The 18,098-nt window shown below is 51.0% G+C and carries 16 protein-coding genes; 15 read left to right on the forward strand and 1 reads right to left on the reverse strand.

The features are described 5' to 3' along the window. Nucleotides 1-108: 108 nt before the first annotated feature. From ACOZIO_RS12175 to ACOZIO_RS12230, 12 genes are all read left to right on the forward strand, one after another. The gene (locus ACOZIO_RS12175; RefSeq protein ID WP_129953392.1) at nt 109-1,668 is read left to right on the forward strand and encodes an ABC transporter substrate-binding protein; all 1,560 of its coding nucleotides are present in this window, start codon (nt 109-111) and stop codon (nt 1,666-1,668) included. An 80-nt stretch (nt 1,669-1,748) separates the two neighbouring features. Further along, nucleotides 1,749-2,633, forward strand: a complete 885-nt coding sequence (locus tag ACOZIO_RS12180) for a dihydrodipicolinate synthase family protein (protein WP_129953393.1) — start codon at nt 1,749-1,751, stop codon at nt 2,631-2,633. Further along, a complete protein-coding gene (locus tag ACOZIO_RS12185) occupies nt 2,630-3,580 on the forward strand; it encodes a nucleoside hydrolase (protein WP_129991094.1) in 951 nt (316 codons plus the stop codon). The genes ACOZIO_RS12180 and ACOZIO_RS12185 overlap by 4 nt, the downstream gene beginning before the upstream one ends. 4 nt (nt 3,581-3,584) lie before the next feature. After that, nucleotides 3,585-4,547: a nucleoside hydrolase gene (locus ACOZIO_RS12190; RefSeq protein WP_421595320.1), complete on the forward strand. Its 963-nt coding sequence runs from the start codon at nt 3,585-3,587 to the stop codon at nt 4,545-4,547. Beyond that, entirely contained in the window at nt 4,544-5,518 is a 975-nt protein-coding gene (locus ACOZIO_RS12195) for an ABC transporter permease (protein WP_421595321.1), read from the forward strand. Before ACOZIO_RS12190 ends, ACOZIO_RS12195 begins: the two co-directional genes overlap by 4 nt. Next, a complete protein-coding gene (locus ACOZIO_RS12200) occupies nt 5,518-6,435 on the forward strand; it encodes an ABC transporter permease (protein WP_129953397.1) in 918 nt (305 codons plus the stop codon). The genes ACOZIO_RS12195 and ACOZIO_RS12200 overlap by 1 nt, the downstream gene beginning before the upstream one ends. A 2-nt stretch (nt 6,436-6,437) precedes the next feature. Beyond that, entirely contained in the window at nt 6,438-8,237 is a 1,800-nt protein-coding gene (locus ACOZIO_RS12205) for an ABC transporter ATP-binding protein (protein WP_421595419.1), read from the forward strand. 181 nt (nt 8,238-8,418) lie between these two features. Beyond that, a complete protein-coding gene (locus ACOZIO_RS12210) occupies nt 8,419-9,378 on the forward strand; it encodes a 3-oxoacyl-[acyl-carrier-protein] synthase III C-terminal domain-containing protein (protein ID WP_129953398.1) in 960 nt (319 codons plus the stop codon). Then, on the forward strand, nt 9,353-9,613 hold the full coding sequence (locus ACOZIO_RS12215) for an acyl carrier protein (RefSeq protein ID WP_129953399.1): 261 nt from the start codon (nt 9,353-9,355) through the stop codon (nt 9,611-9,613). The genes ACOZIO_RS12210 and ACOZIO_RS12215 overlap by 26 nt, the downstream gene beginning before the upstream one ends. Beyond that, the gene (locus tag ACOZIO_RS12220) at nt 9,606-10,247 is read left to right on the forward strand and encodes a hypothetical protein (protein ID WP_421595322.1); all 642 of its coding nucleotides are present in this window, start codon (nt 9,606-9,608) and stop codon (nt 10,245-10,247) included. The genes ACOZIO_RS12215 and ACOZIO_RS12220 overlap by 8 nt, the downstream gene beginning before the upstream one ends. After that, nucleotides 10,244-11,596: an MATE family efflux transporter gene (locus ACOZIO_RS12225; RefSeq protein WP_217156621.1), complete on the forward strand. Its 1,353-nt coding sequence runs from the start codon at nt 10,244-10,246 to the stop codon at nt 11,594-11,596. The genes ACOZIO_RS12220 and ACOZIO_RS12225 overlap by 4 nt, the downstream gene beginning before the upstream one ends. Further along, nucleotides 11,586-12,632 carry an alpha/beta fold hydrolase gene (locus ACOZIO_RS12230; RefSeq protein WP_129953402.1) on the forward strand — a complete coding sequence of 349 codons (1,047 nt, stop codon included), beginning with the start codon at nt 11,586-11,588 and terminating at the stop codon, nt 12,630-12,632. Before ACOZIO_RS12225 ends, ACOZIO_RS12230 begins: the two co-directional genes overlap by 11 nt. An 11-nt stretch (nt 12,633-12,643) precedes the next feature. Here ACOZIO_RS12230 and ACOZIO_RS12235 read toward each other — a convergent pair whose 3' ends face one another. Beyond that, complete coding sequence (locus tag ACOZIO_RS12235; RefSeq protein ID WP_129953403.1) at nt 12,644-13,189, reverse strand: helix-turn-helix transcriptional regulator; 546 nt, start codon at nt 13,187-13,189, stop codon at nt 12,644-12,646. A gap of 426 nt (nt 13,190-13,615) precedes the next feature. Between ACOZIO_RS12235 and ACOZIO_RS12240 the strand changes: the two genes are divergently transcribed. The 3 genes from ACOZIO_RS12240 to ACOZIO_RS12250 are packed head-to-tail and all read left to right on the forward strand — an operon-like array spanning nt 13,616 to nt 18,072. Beyond that, nucleotides 13,616-14,866: an HlyD family secretion protein gene (locus ACOZIO_RS12240; RefSeq protein WP_129953404.1), complete on the forward strand. Its 1,251-nt coding sequence runs from the start codon at nt 13,616-13,618 to the stop codon at nt 14,864-14,866. A gap of 55 nt (nt 14,867-14,921) precedes the next feature. After that, nucleotides 14,922-15,641 carry an ABC transporter ATP-binding protein gene (locus ACOZIO_RS12245; protein ID WP_129953405.1) on the forward strand — a complete coding sequence of 240 codons (720 nt, stop codon included), beginning with the start codon at nt 14,922-14,924 and terminating at the stop codon, nt 15,639-15,641. A 1-nt stretch (nt 15,642) separates the two neighbouring features. Further along, nucleotides 15,643-18,072 (forward strand): ABC transporter permease, encoded by a 2,430-nt coding sequence (locus tag ACOZIO_RS12250; RefSeq protein ID WP_129953406.1) that lies wholly within the window; start codon nt 15,643-15,645, stop codon nt 18,070-18,072. Nucleotides 18,073-18,098 lie beyond the last annotated feature (26 nt).

Here is an 18,098-nt window from a genome sequence, read left to right on the forward strand (position 1 = left end):
GGATGTAACACAAAATACAATTTTCAATTCAGAAGTCCACCCCCTAGACTCGGATTTAGGATCTGACACACATTGCCTGAAAATCTAAAATAATTAAGGGTTAAATGCATGAGAACGTCCGTTTTGGCAGGAGTGCTTTTCCCGGCACTGGCCACGCTTTTTGTTTCACAGACCGTACACGCGGCTGATCTTACTCTCGGTCTGGCTGCTTCTACCACTTCCATGGATCCACAATTTTACGTCGGCGGTGCCAACAGCGCGATGGCGCGTAATATTTTTGATGGTTTGGTGAATCAGGACGAAAAACAACAGATTACCCCTGCGCTTGCGGTGTCATGGAAAGTGATTAATGACACCACCTGGGAATTTGCCCTGCGTCCCGGCGTGAAATTCCACGATGGCAGTGAGTTCACGGCTAAAGATGTGATTGCCAGCGTGAAACGCGTGGCGCTGGCGTCAAAGAACAGCCCGAGCGCCTATACGCCGTACGTTAACGATATCGCTGAGGTCACCGAGATCAATCCTTTAACGGTGAGAATTACCACTAAAGCGCCGACACCGTTATTACTGAACAACTTAAGCCGTGTCGCCATCTTACCGGCGCGTCTGGAAACGGTCGGGTCACAAACCCTCAACGAAGGGAAAGACGTCACCGGTACCGGTCCGTTCAAATTTGTCAGCTGGACGCCGGACGATAACGTGGTGCTGGTGCGTAATGACCAGTACTGGGGCGGAAAAGCTCAGTGGGATAAAGTGACGTTACGCGTATTCAAAAACCCGAGCGCCCGCGTGGCTGCGTTGCGTTCCGGTGATGTTGACATGATCGAAAGTGTACCGACGGCAGACGGACGAAATCTGGGCAAACAAGCCAGCCTGCAGCTGGAATCCGTGGCCGGTAACCGTATTTTGTATTTACACCCGGATCAGGATCGTGATGTGTCGCCGTTTGCTAAAGGGCCGGACGGCAGCAATCCGCTGAAAAAGCGGGAAGTGCGCGAGGCGATGTCGCTGGCGATAAACCGTCAGGCGATAGTTGACCGTATCATGGACGGGCAGGGCGTACCCGCATCGCAGCTGGTGCCCAAAGGCTACTTAGGTTACACCCCGGCGATTGCCGCACCGGTCTATGACCCGGCGAAAGCGAAGCAATTGCTGACGCAGGCCGGTTATCCGGATGGCTTCACCCTGACCTTCCATGCGTCGAACGACCGTTATCCGAACGATTCTAAAATCGCGCAGGCGCTCGGCCAGATGTTCAGCCGTATCGGTATTAAAACTGACGTTGTCACTATGCCGGGCAGCGTATATTTCTCCCGCGCATCCAAACGCGATTTCAGCCTGATCATGGGCGGTGCAGCGATTGAAACCGGTGAAGCCTCCGGTGTGCTGGGACCGTTGCTCGAAACCTTCGGGCCGAACGGCGGACAGGGTAACCGCGGACGTTACTCGAACCCTGAGTTTGATAAAACACTGGTGCAGGCGCGGGAAACCCTCGACGACGGCCAGCGTGAAAAGTTACTGCAACATGCCACAGAGATTGCGATGAAGGACGAAGGCGTCATTCCGCTGCTGTTCCTCTCCTACACCTGGGCGATGAAAACACCTTATACCTACGTCGGCCGCTCCGACGGCTATACGTTGCCGTACTTTGTGCATGAGAAACACTAAATAAGCGCAAAGTACATACCAGACCAAGGCGGGAATAGAGCACCAACACCAGGGTTGTTCTAAGAAAAGAGAGAGAAGCTATGACTTCTTTTAGCGGTGTGTATCCCTATCTGGTTTCGCCGGTCACTGACGGCGGCCAGATAGATAAACCGGTGCTGACTGCGCTGGTTGAACATCTGATTACCAGTGGCGTGCAGGGTCTGACGCCACTTGGCAGTACAGGTGAGTTTGCCTATCTCAATGCAGAACAGCGCACTGAGATAGTGAAAACCGTTGTGGAAGCCGCCCGGGGGCGCGTTCCGGTCATTGCCGGTGTCGCCGCTACCACCATTCAGGACGCCGTAGCGCAAACCGCTCGCTACGTCGCTCTGGGTGTGGACGGTATTCTGGCGATCCTTGAGGCGTATTTCCCGGTGCCCGAACAGGGCGTCGAAAATTACTTTCGTGCCATCGCGACCGCAGCCGGAAAGCTGCCGGTCGTGCTGTACACCAATCCGCAGTTCCAGCGTTCTGATCTCAGCCTGCCGTTGATTGAGCGGCTGAGTCATGTGGAAAATATCAACTATATTAAAGATGCCTCGGCCAACACTGGTCGTTTGCTGTCGATTATTGAACGCACACAGGGGCGGATGCAGGTTTTTGCCGCCTCGGCACATATCCCGGCCTGCGTGATGCTGATTGGCGGCGTGGGCTGGATGGCAGGCCCGGCCTGTATTGTACCGAAACAAAGTCTGGCACTGTATGAAGCTGCGAAGCAGGGTGACTGGACAAAAGCGATGGCATTGCAGCGTCCGCTGTGGCGCATCAATGAAATCTTCGCCAAATACTCCCTCGCGGGGTGTATCAAAGCGGCGCTGCAATTACAGGGATTTGAGGTAGGCGATCCGTTGCCGCCACAGGTGCCGTTAAACGAGGCTGCGCGTCAGGAAATCGCGGATGTTTTGCGCTCTGTGGGGGCACTGTGAAAACCTTACCGGTGATCATTGACTGCGATCCGGGTATTGACGATGCTATCGCGCTGCTCAGTGCATTCGTCGCACCCCAGCTGGATATCCTCGGCATTTGCACCGTGTGTGGCAATCAGCCACTGGTGAATACTACCCGGAATGCGCTGCAAATTACCGAACTGGGTTACCGGGTGGATATCCCGGTGTTTGCCGGTTGTCATCAGCCGCTGCTGCGTGCGCCGATCCATGGCCAGTTTCACGGTGAAAATGGTCTGGGTAACACCGCCTTTCCCGCGCCGCAAAAACAGGCCGAATCCCTTCATGCTGTTAACTTTCTGATCAACCGTTGCGAACAGGCCATTGAAAATAATCAGCCACTGACACTGTGCGTGCTCGGGCCGCTGACCAACCTGGCAACAGCGCTGCGTATGAAACCTGAGATCACTGCCGGTATTAGCCGCGTGGTGCTGATGGGTGGGGCCTATCGCGAAGCCGGTAACCGTACCATGACCTCCGAATTCAATATGTTCGCCGATCCCCATGCTGCGTATATTGTGTTTTCCGCCGGGCTCAGCATCACCGTTTTACCGCTCGACGCCACGCACCAGGTGATTCTCACACCGGAACATGTGGCGAAGTTTATCAAAGTCTCCGGACGTCTCTCCGCTCCGTTGGGCGAACTGATGGCGTTCTGGGATCGCAACGACGTGCGCCGTTACGGGTCACGGGGCGGGCCGCTGCATGACCCGCTGGTGATTGCTTACGTTCTGGCGCCGGAACTGTTCGGTACCGAAAAAGCACGGGTGTTTGTCGAACACGAGAGCGAGTTGTGTATGGGGCAAACCGTCGCCGACTGGTACGGCAAGTCGGGGCTGACCCCCAATGTCGATATCGTCACGCGCGTGGACGCGACCAAAATCTTCGCGCTGTTTTACGAACTGCTTTCACGTTATGCCGGGAAATAAAATTATGAGCCAGCGCATCATTATAGATACCGATCCTGGCGTGGATGACGCCATCGCGTTGTGGCTGGCATTGGCCTCGCCGGAGCTGGACGTGCTCGGCGTGACCGTTGTCGCAGGTAATGTGGCGCTGAAAGACACCGTGCGTAACGCCTGCAAAATTGTCGCCTTGTCCGGCAAAACTGCTACGCCCGTTTTCGCCGGTGCGCCCGGTCCGCTGGTACGCGAACAGGTTTACGGCAAGTACGCGCATATCGGCGCGTTTAACGATGAACTGGTGCCGGACACCGGCCTGCAACCGCGGGCTGAACACGCCGTGGATTTTCTGGTGCGTACCTTAAGACAGGCTGCCGAAGATAATGACCCGATTTCGTTGTGCGTGATTGGCCCGATGACTAATATCGCGCTGGCGCTCGGCATGCATCCGGATGTCGCACGCGGCATCAAACAGATCGTCACCATGAGTTGTGCCTTTACCGCCCTCGGCCATCGCGTGCCATGGGCCGAATTTAACGTCTATGCCGATCCGCATGCGGCTGAAAAAGTATTTAACAGCGGCGTACCGCTGATCATCATGCCACTCGATATGACCTTTCAGGCGCTGATCGGTGCAGAGGATATCGGGGCATTAAAACAGGATGGCGGCCTGCCGGGAGAATCCGTTGCTGCGTTACTGAATGCGTTTGACCGTAGTGATCTCAATCGTTTTGGTCGCGAAGGCGGGCCGGTGCATGACGCCACCACTGTCGCGTGGTTATTGCAACCCGGCTTGTTTGAAGGCCAGCCCGCCCGCGTGGGTGTGGCGGTTTCCGGTCATACTGCCGGCTATACTTACGCGGATTTCTGGAACAAACTGGCGACGCCTGCGAATGCGGTGGTCATGCAGACGGTCGATGAGTCCGGTTTCTTTAGCCTGATACGCCGAGTATTTTCCCGTTACGGCGATTCATCCGGCGAAATGTGCGCATGAACCGTTACCTGCTCGGGCGTTTCGGACAAACGTTGCTGACGCTGTTCGTGATGTCATTGCTGGTTTTCTGGGGTGTGTATCTGGTGGGTAACCCGGTCGATTTGTTGATCAGTACCACGGCCACGCCCGCTGAACGCCTCAGTGTGATCCAGTCTTTTGGCCTCGATAAACCGGTGTGGGAGCAATATGGCCTGTTTGTGGTCAATGCCCTGCATGGCGACATGGGTAACTCATTCATTTACAACCAGCCGGCGCTGCACCTGATTTTTCAGCGTATGCCCGCAACACTCGAACTGGCGCTGGTGGCCTTTGTTCTGGCGCTGGTGATTGGCATTCCGCTCGGCGTCTACGCCGGTTTGCATCCTGACGGAGGGTTATCGAAATCAGTCATGACTGTCTCGATTTTAGGTTTCAGCCTGCCGACGTTCTGGATTGGTCTGATGATGATCATGTTGTTCAGCGTCAAACTTGGCGTACTTCCCGCCTCCGGGCGCGGTGCGACGGTGGATGTTTTCGGCGTTCCTGTCAGCCTCTTTACCGCCGACGGTCTGGCACATCTGATTCTGCCCGCCTTCAATCTGGCACTGTTTAAAATTTCGCTGGTTATTCGTCTGACCCGCGCGGGGGTGCTTGAGTGCCTGCAACAGGACTTCATCCGTTTTGCCCGCGCCAAAGGCTTATCGGAAAGCCGCATTGTGTTGGTTCATGTGTTGAAAAATACGCTGATCCCGCTGATTACCGTCATCGGACTGGAGCTGGGGTCGCTGATTGCTTTTGCCGTGGTCACCGAAACCATTTATGCCTGGCCGGGCATGGGTAAACTGATTATTGATTCTATTGCCGTGCTCGACAGGCCTGTGATCCTGGCGTATCTGATGATCACCGTGGTGATGTTCAGCCTGATCAACCTGCTGGTGGATGTGCTGTATGTGCTGGTGGATCCGCGTGTGCGGCTGGGGGGCGGCAACTGATGGTGTCTGATTCCGTACATTCTCGCTCAGCCGTTCAGGGCAAAACGTCCCCGGCATTTTACAACACCGTGCGTGCGTTGCTGCGCAATAAATTCTCCTTATGTGGCCTGATCATTTTAGGTATCGCCATTCTGCTGGCGGTGCTGGCACCCTGGTTCTCGCCACAAAATCCGTATGATCTGTCGCAGCTTGATATCATGGATGGCCGCCTGAGCCCGGGTTCATCCAGCCTGAATGGCATGATCTACTGGCTCGGTACCGACGATCAGGGGCGCGATTTGCTGAGCGCCATTTTGTACGGCACGCGAACCAGCCTGCTGGTGGGGGTCTCCAGTGCGGTAATTGCGCTGACCATTGGCGCAACATTGGGACTTATCAGCGCTTACGCTGGCGGCAAAACGGATGCACTGATCATGCGTATTGTTGATATCCAGCTGAGCTTTCCGCCGATCCTGATTGCGTTGATTTTGCTGGCAGTGCTTGGGCAGGGCGTCGATAAAATTATTCTTGCGCTGGTGGTCACGCAATGGGCCTATTACGCACGTACCCTTCGCGGTTCGGCACTGCTGGAACGTCGCCGCAGTTACGTGGATGCCGCGCGCAGTATGGCGCTTTCCCGTCCGCGCATTCTGTTTCGCCATATTTTACCTAACTGCCTGCCGCCGCTGATTGTCGTGGCAACCATGCGGATTGCTTACGCCATCATGCTTGAGGCCACATTGTCGTTTCTTGGCATTGGTTTGCCCGTTACCGAGCCTTCGCTCGGTCTGCTGATTGCCAACGGTTTTGATTACCTGATGTCCGGCGATTACTGGATAAGTTTTTTCCCCGGCATCACGTTGCTGGTGCTGATTGTCGCCATCAACTTAATCGGTGACGCCTTACGCGATATCCTCAACCCACGGAATAAGGATTGATGATGCAGACCCCGGTTTTACAGGTCGATAATCTTAATACCGCATTTTCCGTGCGTGGCGAATGGCTGAATGTGGTGCGTGACCTTTCGTTCTCCATTGGCCCGAAAGAAACACTGGCGCTGGTGGGAGAATCCGGTTCTGGTAAAAGCGTGACGGCGATGTCAGTTATGCGCTTACTGGACGAAAAACAGACCCGTTATTCCGGCAGTATTCAGTTTGATGGTCGGGAATTGCTCAGCCTTAACCGTGCGCAGATGCAAAGCATCCGCGGCAACCACATTGGTATGATTTTTCAGGAGCCGATGACCAGCCTGAATCCGGTACTGAAAATCGGTGTGCAAATTACCGAAGTGCTGAAGCGACATCGCGGTATGGACGATGCTGCCGCGCGTGCCGAAGCTGTCCGTTTGCTTGAGAAAGTGCGCATCCCGGCAGCCGCCTCGCGGATGAATGAATATCCGCTGAGTTTTTCCGGTGGCATGCGTCAGCGCGTGGTCATCGCCATCGCGCTGGCCTGCAATCCGCGTTTGCTGATTGCGGATGAACCCACGACCGCACTGGATGTGACCATTCAGGCGCAAATTCTGGCGCTGATCAAATCCTTGCAGGAGGAAGAGGGCATGTCTGTTCTGTTCATCACCCACGATATGGGCGTGGTGGCGGAAGTGGCGGATCGCACGCTGGTGATGCACCGTGGCGAAGCCGCAGAACAGGGAACCACGCGGGAAATCTTCCATCACTCCAAACATCCTTACACGCGTGCGCTGCTGTCGGCGGTGCCACGGCTGGGGGCGATGCATGGCATAGCGTTGCCGAAACGCTTCCCGCTGACTGACATGCAGACCGGCGAACCGCTGCCGGTGGCGGTGTCTGTCGATACGCTGCGCCGCGGTCAGCCAGTGCTGGAGGTTAAAAACCTCGTGACACGTTTTGATGTGAAATCCGGTCTGTTGCGCCGCGTATCTGCCCGCATACATGCGGTGGAAGATATCTCATTCAGTCTGCAACCGGGCGAAACTCTCTCACTGGTCGGTGAATCCGGCTGCGGCAAATCCACCACCGGACGCACAATTTTACGTCTCACCGAAGCGACTTCCGGTGATGTGCTGATCTGCGGACAGGATATCCGCCGGGCAGACAACGCGCGGCTGGCTGAAATCCGTACCCAGGCGCAGATGATTTTTCAGGATCCGTACGAAAGCCTTAACCCGAGAATGCGCATTGGCCAGGCGATTGCCGAACCGATGATAAGCCTCGGTTTGCACGATGCCGCCAGCGCTAAACACCGCGTGGCGCAACTGCTGGAGCAGGTCGGATTACAAAGCAATATGGCGATGCGTTTTCCTCATCAGTTTTCGGGCGGACAGCGCCAGCGTATCTGCATTGCACGCGCGCTGGCGCTCGAGCCGAAAATGATTATCGCCGATGAAGCGGTGTCCGCGCTGGATGTGTCAGTTAAAGCGCAGGTCATTAACCTGATGCTCGATCTGCAACAGGCGCTCGGGCTGGCGTATGTGTTTATCTCGCATGACATGGCGGTGGTCGAGCGGATCAGCCATCGCGTGGCGGTGATGTATCTGGGTGAAATCGTTGAAATCGGTTCGCGGGCGGATATTTTCGAAAATCCGCAGCATCTTTATACCCGCAAACTACTGGCCGCCGTACCGGTGCCCGACCCGGATGTTCACCACACACGCACCGTGGTACCGGAAGAAATTGCCAGCCCTCTGCGCGCTGCTACTTATCAGCCGCCGGTGCGCCATTACCGCGAAGTCAGCAACGGACATTTCGTGCAGCTTTAACGGTGCCTTTCACCTGGATTTTCCTTTCTCTTCCCTCCTGACCCTCCCGACATTCCATTAGTGGGATTTAAAAATGGGAATCGATGCCACTTTAAGCAATTGCAGGCAAAAAATGCGTTTTTTTTCTGGGATTATGGACTGCGCTTATAAAAAATCTAAAAATAAATTCCTGTGAGAATATATGTTGCCACTTAATGATTTATGCTGGTTACCTGATCGCATCTCTTTAAGACCATTAAGTACACTTGAATCATCTCATAATTTAAAAACAGGTGCGCGTAAGGTTCTTGAACGTTATTACTCATTGAACAGCGTGGGGATGTTTACGGGTAACCATACACAAATGTTGCAGGAAACCCTTTCCGCGCTGGTGGGTGCAAATAAAAATATAACGCACATGCAGGGATATTTGATATATGCCAAAACCCAGACGCACAATACTTTTTTTGAAACCTCCTGGCTCGATGAGATCGCCATCGGTTGCGGAATAGGCCATTGGGAAACATTAACGGTGAGTCTTAATCATTGCGCGTCGGCACTGTCTGCGATCCATTTATTAAAAAGCCGGATCATAAAAAGCCAGCAACCGATGATACTCCTGACGGGGGAAAAAGCGTTTCATAGTGATATTAATAAGCTTGATAATAGTGTCATGGCGGAAGTCCCTGCGGCAATGCTACTGAACGCGGGGCACTCACGGTGGCAAATCAATCACACCGCCGTGCGGCATTTATCTTCATTTTATAACAATCATCGTGAGTCTACGGCTGCCCGGAGGCGGGAACTATTTTCATCGCTTGAGCAGGATTATTATGATTTTTATACCTATGTATTGGATAAGTTTCATCTCTCCATCGGCGATATAGATGCTATTGTTCCTGGCAATATAGATATGCCCATGCTTAAACGTATAGCTGATAAATTGAAGTTCAGAGGCGAGCTTTTTACAGAACATATATCAGGTTATGGCCATGCATATTGTTCTGATATTTTATTTAACGTGTCTTCATTATTAGAGCGCTTCGACGGCAAAAGAATTCTCTGCGTTGCAATGGGAATGGGGATAACGATGTCTTGTATCCTGATTGAAAAAAACGAAATTAATGAGGTAAAGCATGTCAGCACTACTTTCGGCAGTTAATGATGCATTAAACGATGTTATGTCTGCAAAAATCTCCATTACGTCAGACACTGATTTCAATGAAGATCTGGATCTGGATTCGGTATTATTTGTTCAGTTCTTACTCACGCTGGAGGAAAAAATCCCCGGCCTGATGTTTGAACCTGATCAAATCAATCAGGATGCATTTACCACGGTCGGAAAACTTATCCAGTGGATTGAGCAACACCTGCAGCTGGAGAGCTCTGATGTCTGAAGAGGAGTTTACCCGGCTTTATTTTTTGTTCAGAGACCTTAAGCCAGCAGATGCCCTCCGGCAGATGCGTCAGAAGTGGGCAGATCCTGCGAGTGGCGTATTTTGTCGCGGGTATCAGTTGGTGGGTCAACACAGCGAAGCGGATAGGGATGAGCACACGGAGTCTGACCGTATTTTGGCTTCACTGGGTATCTCTTTGCACTACAACGCTGGAGAAGCGACAGGTACAGACCCGATCCCGCTGGTTGCCTCTTTTGCGGCCCGGTTAGGGCTTCTGAGCCAGATCCTGACAATCAGCTGGGAGCACTTATCCGCGCGCAAGAGTTTTGGTGTTAAAACCACCCGACATCAGTTGGTGAAGGCCGATTTCGCCGATCTCAGCAATCAGACAGAATTGTTGCTGATCCAATGGCAAAGGCGCGTTGCAGCACAGGATTTTGCCGGGGCGCAGGCAGATCACTGGCAGATCACGGTGTTAACCAACAGAGCAGAAAAACTGATGGGCGGGCACGGCTACCTATCAGGCTCAACTCACAGCTTTTCTTATCTGTCGGTAATGATTTATAGCCTGTATGGAAAAACGGCATTCGGGGCTGTAACTTTGTTGCCTGGCTATCAGGAGCATGCAATATGAACTCCCCATCTGAAATGACGATGCCGCGACGCCAAAGCCTGGGCAAAGATATCACCGACCTGATGAAGTTAGCCTGGCCGATGATTATTGTGGCGATTGCCGTATCCTTTTCCCAAAATATTCAGACCGCCATTTTGGGTCACGGAAGCGAAACCGGATCAATTTATTTGCTCTCCATGCTTCAGCCTTTCAGTTTTTTATTCCTGGCTATTCTGGAATGTCTGGCTATCACTAATCAGGTTTTCAGTGCCCGTTCGTTGAATCTGTGGTCCCGGCAAAAGGTGCTGAAGGCAACGTCACTGCTGGCGACGCTGGGTATCCTGATTGTGGCGCTGCTCAGTGGCGCGACGGCCCTGTGTTCCCCACTATTGCAGGCAATGCTGCCGGTCGCCGGCAATGAATTCTATGCTTCTGCATTACCGCTCTATTTCCTCTCCATGCTGCCTTTTATACAACTCGAGATGTGTAACAGTGCACTTCGGGGACAAGGGAAAAGCGCATTGAGCATGGTATTAGTTATCGCCTATATCGTTCTGAATGCGCTTCTCTGTTACGCCTGCTATCAGTTCTACGGGTTAGGTTTTTACTCCATTATTGTGGCAAATTCTCTGGCTTCAGCCCTGCTTATCCCCGTCGCGCTTTGGCTGGTATGGCGCATAGGCCGTAACGTGAAAGATGACCGGCCGGGGGCTTTCATTGCGCGCCTCAGCGGGCTTCTGTTTCAGGTGGGAATGCCAATATTTGCCTCGCTGGTGGTACTATTTTTCAGTTCGCTACTGATATTCCCGTTAATAGGTACGTTGGGTGAGCAATATGTTGCCGGCTTTCTGATCGTCACCAAAATCAGAATGTTTATCGTTATTCCCGCTGTGGCCTGCGGATCTGCTCTGGCGATATTAATTAACCAGCGTCTGGCGATCAGTACAGGGGAAGAATTAAAACGTTTACTGCATCGGGGACTCACTTTTATTGGCATCTTTTATCTTCTGCTGACATCAGGGGTCTATTTTACCGAGGCCAGTCTGATTAAAATATTATCGGGCGACAAAACAATACAAGATGTCAGCAGTCAGATGTTATTAATATTATTACCGACTTTCTTCCTGACATCTTTTGTTGCCTCTCTTCAGGCGTTACTCGAACAACTTGATCAGGCCAGACGGGTACTGGTATTAACCGTTATCATTGAATTACTGACAGTCATCACCCTGTTGGTGGGGTGGGGCAATTTTTCCCAGCTTAAAAGCATCATGAATATTATTATTATATTCAATGTCATCTACTTTATCGCATTCGGCAGGGAGTACTGGCGTCTGGCAAATAAAATAGGGAGCGACAATGTTTTATAGCTTCTTTTACCCCGTTCTTTTGTTCTTTTCACTGGTGCACCAAAATTATCTTCGGGTGCTGGTTCTGATGAGATTACGCCCCTCTTTATTGATGAAAGCGAAAATCAGACCTGCGACACATTATAGCAGGGCATGCAGACTAATAAGTTTATTCGATTTATATTCATTGCATGTTATGTCTTCTTACCTTTCTGCTTTATACGCGTTGCGTCTGTTCGAAAAGACCCGGCCCTTACCCTATAAACAGGGTGAAATCATGCTGCTCAGCCGCTGCCTGCAGGAGGAGCTTTTCTGGCGCAAATCATTTGTTAAGGTTTTTATTTACCCGCAAGCGGACCCGCAGGCAGAGAAAGTTTTACTGCTTCATGGATGGGATGGCAGAAGTATTATGTTGCGGCAAATGGCGCAGCGGTTACAGGAAAAAGGTTACAGTGTTTATGCACCGGATCTTCCGGCACATGGAATTTCTCCCGGCAAAAAAGTGTCCTTCTATGATCTTTCACGGGCAGTGATGGATATGGAAAAACACTATGGCCATTTTTCTGTCGTCATTGGCCATTCGACGGGGGGATTAATTGGCTGTATGGCGGCATTACAGGGGCTGTTTTTTAAGCGCATGATTTTAATCAGCAGTCCGTGCAGTTATGGAAAGATGATGGACAGATATGTCTGCAATAATAAGCTTCCAAAGCGTATTGCCGGTTCCATGAAAAAGCTTTATCAACTCCGCTATGGCGTTCATCCTGATGCTATTGGTCCGGAACTCATCGGAGCAATAACGCAGCCTGTGATGATATTACATGATAAAAATGATCTTAGTATCGGACTGGATGAAGCCCTAATTCTGAGCCGTTCTCTGGAGAAAAGTAAATTAATTGTGACAGAAGGCCAGGGTCACAATGGCGCATTACGTGACCCTGCTGTCTTTAAACACATTTCAGATTTTGTGAGTCAGACTGTGCATGAAGATTATTCATCATTTTCTGAACCAAAGTTGATATTGCGCGTAGCGAATAATATAAAAAGGCATAAGTGATCTTGTGATAATTATAAACTGTGCAGATTATTAATTAACATGCTTCTCGAAAAGTTATTTCTTTGAATGCCAAAAATAAAATCATAATCTGAGGTTTCTTTTTTACTTTCAGGCCGTGTTGTCCTGAGGACATTTTGTTTAAATTTAAGGGGAGACTCATTATAGGTTTTGCTGAAACTTCTGGAAAAATGCGGTAATGATGAAAATCCGCAAGCATAACTGATATCCGTCAGGGACCATTCGGGTGCTAAATGAATAAACTCCCTTGCTAAGGCGAGCCGGACTTTCCACATCCATTTTATCGGTGTGACATCATAGAAATGTTTGAATACCCGGCAAATATCAAATCGTGTTTTACCACATATCTTTTCCAAATCCTCAAGCGTTATTTCGTCAGAAATATTCTCAAGCATAAAATTAATGATCCTGACAACACATAATGCTTTTTCGGTATGTGCATGTTTTCCATACACAGTTAAATGACGATGATTCAGATCCTCGATTATTTTCTGAGTGAAAAGTGTTTTTTCAGCGTTCGACAGTTTGCGTTGCCACATACCCACCCCTTCTGTGCAAGCCATTAATGATGAACTTTTTAAAAGCGTAACTCCGTACATGAAAGGCTTAAGCAATTGCTATGCCATATTTTTATTGGTTTTAACTGTCTGTTTTTTAATACAATTATTATAAATTTCTGTTAACGGAACGCGAAATTCCCATTTTCGAAACGTGGTCATTAATGTGAATGAGCCAATATCCCATTAATGGGAATCCTTGCTATAAGCGGGATTGTGCCGGGTAAAAAGAGGGGACAGGTCTTGCCGTCCCGGTTGCTGTTCCATTAATGAGATAGAAATGGAACAAAGGGAAAGGGGGGATTTATTTGATATTAAAAATTCTTTCAAAATCATTAAGTTAATTTGATTTCTGCTATTGGCATGCTTTGTGCTTAAAGCTAAGGAGTTATCAGAAAAGGTATTATCATGGATATTTCAATCCCGCAGACCGGGAATAAATTTGTACTGAAGCGATACCGCAAATCTATTGTTATGGGTGCGTTATTTTTGGCCGCGCTGGTGGCAATCTACAGTTACCGTTTTTCTCCCTATCAGATCTCCCGTGGAAGTATTGCTGTCGGGCAGGTTCAGTATGGAAATTTCTCGGTTGAAGTGCGGGGTAACGGGGTATTGTTGCCGCGTGATATTAACTGGGTTGCTGCGAATGTGGATGCGCGCGTGGAAGAAGTCATCTACAAACCCGGTATGAAGGTAAGTAAAGGGCAATTGCTGGTCAGAATGAGTAACCCGACGCTGGAGCAGAAACTACAAGAAAACCGGCTCGAACTGGATGCCCGCCGGGCTGAGACCGACGCGACTAATGCAGAATTACAAAATAAGATACTGAGTCAGGAAGCACTGGTTCTTGATGCCAGAAGCCGGTTACTCAGCTCTACGATGCGACTTGCCGCGCAAAAGAAATATATTGCGGCAGTGCCGGTGCTGGAATATGAAACAACCCGTATTAATACGGAACAATATCGTCAGCAACTGGTTCTTGAGGAAAAACGGCTGAGCACCCTCAGACTCAGTGTGGATGCGGATATCAAAGCCAGCGCGATGCGCCTTAACAAGCTGGAATCGTTGGTGCAACTGAGCCAGCAGGATGTTGATTCACTTAATGTCACCTCGCCGATAGAGGGAATTTTGCAGGATGTGAAAGTACAGGTGGGGCAGAGGATCACCACAGGGACCAGTATTGCCCGTCTGGCGAAAGAAAAGGAGCTTTATGCTGAACTCAAAGTGCCGGAATTACAGTCCCGCGATCTGGCTGTGGGACAACAGGTGACGATCAATACCGGACGCAGCCAGTTCACAGGCGTGCTGTCACGGGTTGACCCGGCAGTGACGAATGGCACGGTTAAGGTGGATGTGACATTCAACCAGCCACTGCCGCAGGAAGCCCGTCCTGATCTGAGCGTTGATGGCCTGATTGCAGTGACGAAAATTAATGATTCTCTGTACGTCGAGCGGCCACCGTTCGCGCAAAATAATTTACCGTCGATGCTCTATAAGCTCGATGAAAACGAACATTCAGCCACCAAAATGAAGGTCAACTTCGGGCAAGGATCTGCAGATTATATTCAGGTGACCAGTGGCCTGCGTGCGGGAGACAAAATTATTCTCAGTGACAGCACGGCCTGGCAAGGGGCTGATCAAATTGAGATGACTAAATGATGCCGGCTCACCTGCAAAAGACGCCAGCTAATCGTATAAAGCTATGGAGATGAAAATGACGGAATCACTGGTAGAACTCACTGATGTGAACAAGATATTTTTAACAGATGAAATCGAAACTCACGCCCTGAGCAAGATTACGCTCAGTATTTCTAAAGGTGAATATGTGGCGATTTCCGGACCTTCAGGGTGCGGGAAATCGACGCTGTTATCGATTTTGGGGCTGTTAGATGTGGCCTCAACCGGTACCTATCAGCTGGCCGGGCACAACGTAGAAAATATTTCTAAAAAGCAACGTGCGTTGGTGAGAAATCGCGATATCGGTTTCATCTTTCAGTCTTTCAATCTCATCAGTGATCTGACCATTGAGGAAAACGTCTCACTGCCCCTGACTTACCGCAAAGATATTTCTAAAACCGAACGGCAGCAGAGGGTGGCTGAAGCATTAGACAAGGTCAATATGTCTCACCGGGGACGCCATTATCCTTCCCAGCTCTCAGGCGGACAGCAACAACGCGTGGCCGTCGCGCGGGCAATTGTGGGCAATCCCTCCATTATTCTGGCGGATGAACCGACCGGTAACCTGGACTCCCACAATGCCGAGGCGGTGCTGAATATTCTCGATAAGCTGCATCAGGAAGGCGCCACCATCTGCATTGTTACCCATGATCCCCGTTCAGCTGAGCGGGCGCAGCGCAGCATTGTGCTCTCTGACGGACAGGTAGTCGGAGACGGACATGTGTCACGGGAACTGACCCTGATAAAGGAAGCGTAACATGCTTTTTGACATCCGATATGCCTTACGCCTGTTACTGAAAAGCCCGTCATTTACCTTCATCACGGTGCTGATAATGTCCTGTGGCCTGGCGCTGACGCTTTATATGTTTTCAGTGATTAATACCATCATGTTTACGCCGCTTCCTTACCCGGACGGGAAAAATATGGTTTTGCTTAATCCGACAGTTAATGGTGTCAGTCTGAGTGATTCAGGGGTTAACTTTCTGGATTATAAGGAAATTAAAGCGCGTAATACCACCCTCGATGAAGTGGGCTATTTCTATGCTGAGCGCGCAGATATCAGTGACGGCACGAAAGCGGTTTCCTACATGGCAATCCGCAATACACCGGAGATGTTTTCTTATGCAGGTGTCCAGCCCTATCGCGGCAGGGTGCTTAACAGTGAAGATGTCCAGCCCGGCGCGACGCCGGTTGCCGTCATCAGCTACAGCATGTGGCAAAATTACTTTGCTGGCGATGAACAGCTTATTGGCAGGGATGTGCTGATTAATGGCATACACACGCGAATTGTAGGCATCATGCCCGCCAGTTTTGCCTTTCCCTTCTTTCATGATCTCTGGCTCCCCTCCAGACTGGATCCATCACAGTATCTGATGCGGACCGGTGCGCCTGAGGTTTCTGTTTATGCGCGTCTCAAACCTGGTATCGCCCTGGATGAGGCAGACCGTGACCTCAGTCGGGTGATGCAATCGCTGGCCTCTGAGTACCCTGAAAGCAATAAAGGGCTTTCTGCTCAGGTGCTGACATTCCAGGAAAACTTCATGGGTGAGGAGACCATGCCGATATTTATCGTCATGCTTTTCGCGGTGGGTTTTGTGCTGGTGCTGGCATGTTGCAATGTCGGAAACTTATTGCTGGCGAGGACAACAGAACGTTCAAAAGAAATTGCCATCCGCGTCGCGCTGGGTTCACCTTCCGGCCGTTTAGTGATGCAAATGATGTGGGAAAGCTTATTTATTTGCGCCTTCTCGGGTGTGATCGCCGTTCTGCTTGCCGCCTGGGGGCTGGAGATCACCAATGCATTACTCCCCACTTTTGTGCCCAACAAAATTCCCTTCTGGTGGCATTTGTCACTCGATAACATCATGATCTTCAATGCATTGGCTCTGGTTATTATTACCGCTGTCGTGACCAGCGCTCTGCCGGCCTGGAAAATCACGCATGGTAATTTTAACGATGTTCTGCGTGACGGTACACGGGGGGCGCAAAGTCGCGGGGCGGGCAGGATTTCCCGGATTCTGGTGACCTTTGAAGTCGGGTTATCCTGCTCCATTTTGTGTATCAGTGCGCTGCTGGCCCTGTTGGTCTATCAGGCTACACGGGCGGATTACGGCGTGGATACGCAGGGCTATCTCACCGGGCAGATAAACCTGAATGCCAGTCAATATCCTGATGATGCGAGCCGGATCCAGTTCTATCAGCGTCTGCAATCTTCTCTCAGCACCATTCCTGGCGTAGAAAAAACCGCTATCACCACCAGTGCGGTCGGGCAATTTACAGTACCACATCAGGTGGATATCGATTCCTCCACCAATAACAGTAAAGATCGCTGGTCTTATCCTCTGGTTAATGACGTGCAAGTCATGCCGGGTAGCCTCGTGGCAATGGGGATCACGCCGGTGGCAGGCAGAGAGTTTGCCAGCAGTGATACACAGGACTCGCAGCCCGTTGTGGTCGTCAGTCAGTCCTTTGCAGGGCAGTTCTGGCCGGGTGAGCGGGATGTTGTCGGTAAACGTCTGCGCTTTCGTGACACAAACGACCAGCGCTGGTTCACCGTTATCGGTGTGGTGCCTAACGTCATTCATGGCAGGCCTTTCAGTGCATTTCGCCAGCGGGTCACGGTTTACCGTTCCCTTGAACAAATACCTGCGGCCTCATTAACGCTGGTGCTCAGGGCGCAGAATCCTGATACGTTAGGGCCTGCGCTGGTTAATGCGGTACGACAAATTGACAGTACACTGTCGGTTAATCAGGTACAGACGTTAAATCAACGACTTGCCAGGAATACCGCCGGGCTGCATTTCATTGCCAATCTGTTCATGTTGTTTGGGCTGGTCGCGGTAATACTGGCTGCCACCGGCATTTATGCCGTGATGCGCAATGTGATAAATCAACGTATTCAGGAAATCGGGGTGCGTATGGCGATGGGGGCAACGGAAGGGGTTCTGTTGCGCATGCTGATGCTCCAGGGCAGCAAACAATTACTTATTGGCCTGATTATCGGGCTGCCTTTGGCTTTCTTTGTCGCGCCAAAGCTGACGCGCATATTGGGTAACGGTCATACGTCCTTTGCGCTACTCTTTTGGGCGGTGGCGGTAATGATTTCTTTAATTGTGGCGTTAGCCGTCTGGCTGCCTTCCAGACGTGCCATCCGGATGTCGCCTGCGGACGCCATTCGCTATGAATAACCTGTCGCCGCGCCTGCGGGGTGCGG

Source organism: Rahnella sp. PD4, assembly GCF_049199325.1.
Classification (GTDB): Bacteria; Pseudomonadota; Gammaproteobacteria; order Enterobacterales; family Enterobacteriaceae; genus Rahnella; species Rahnella perminowiae.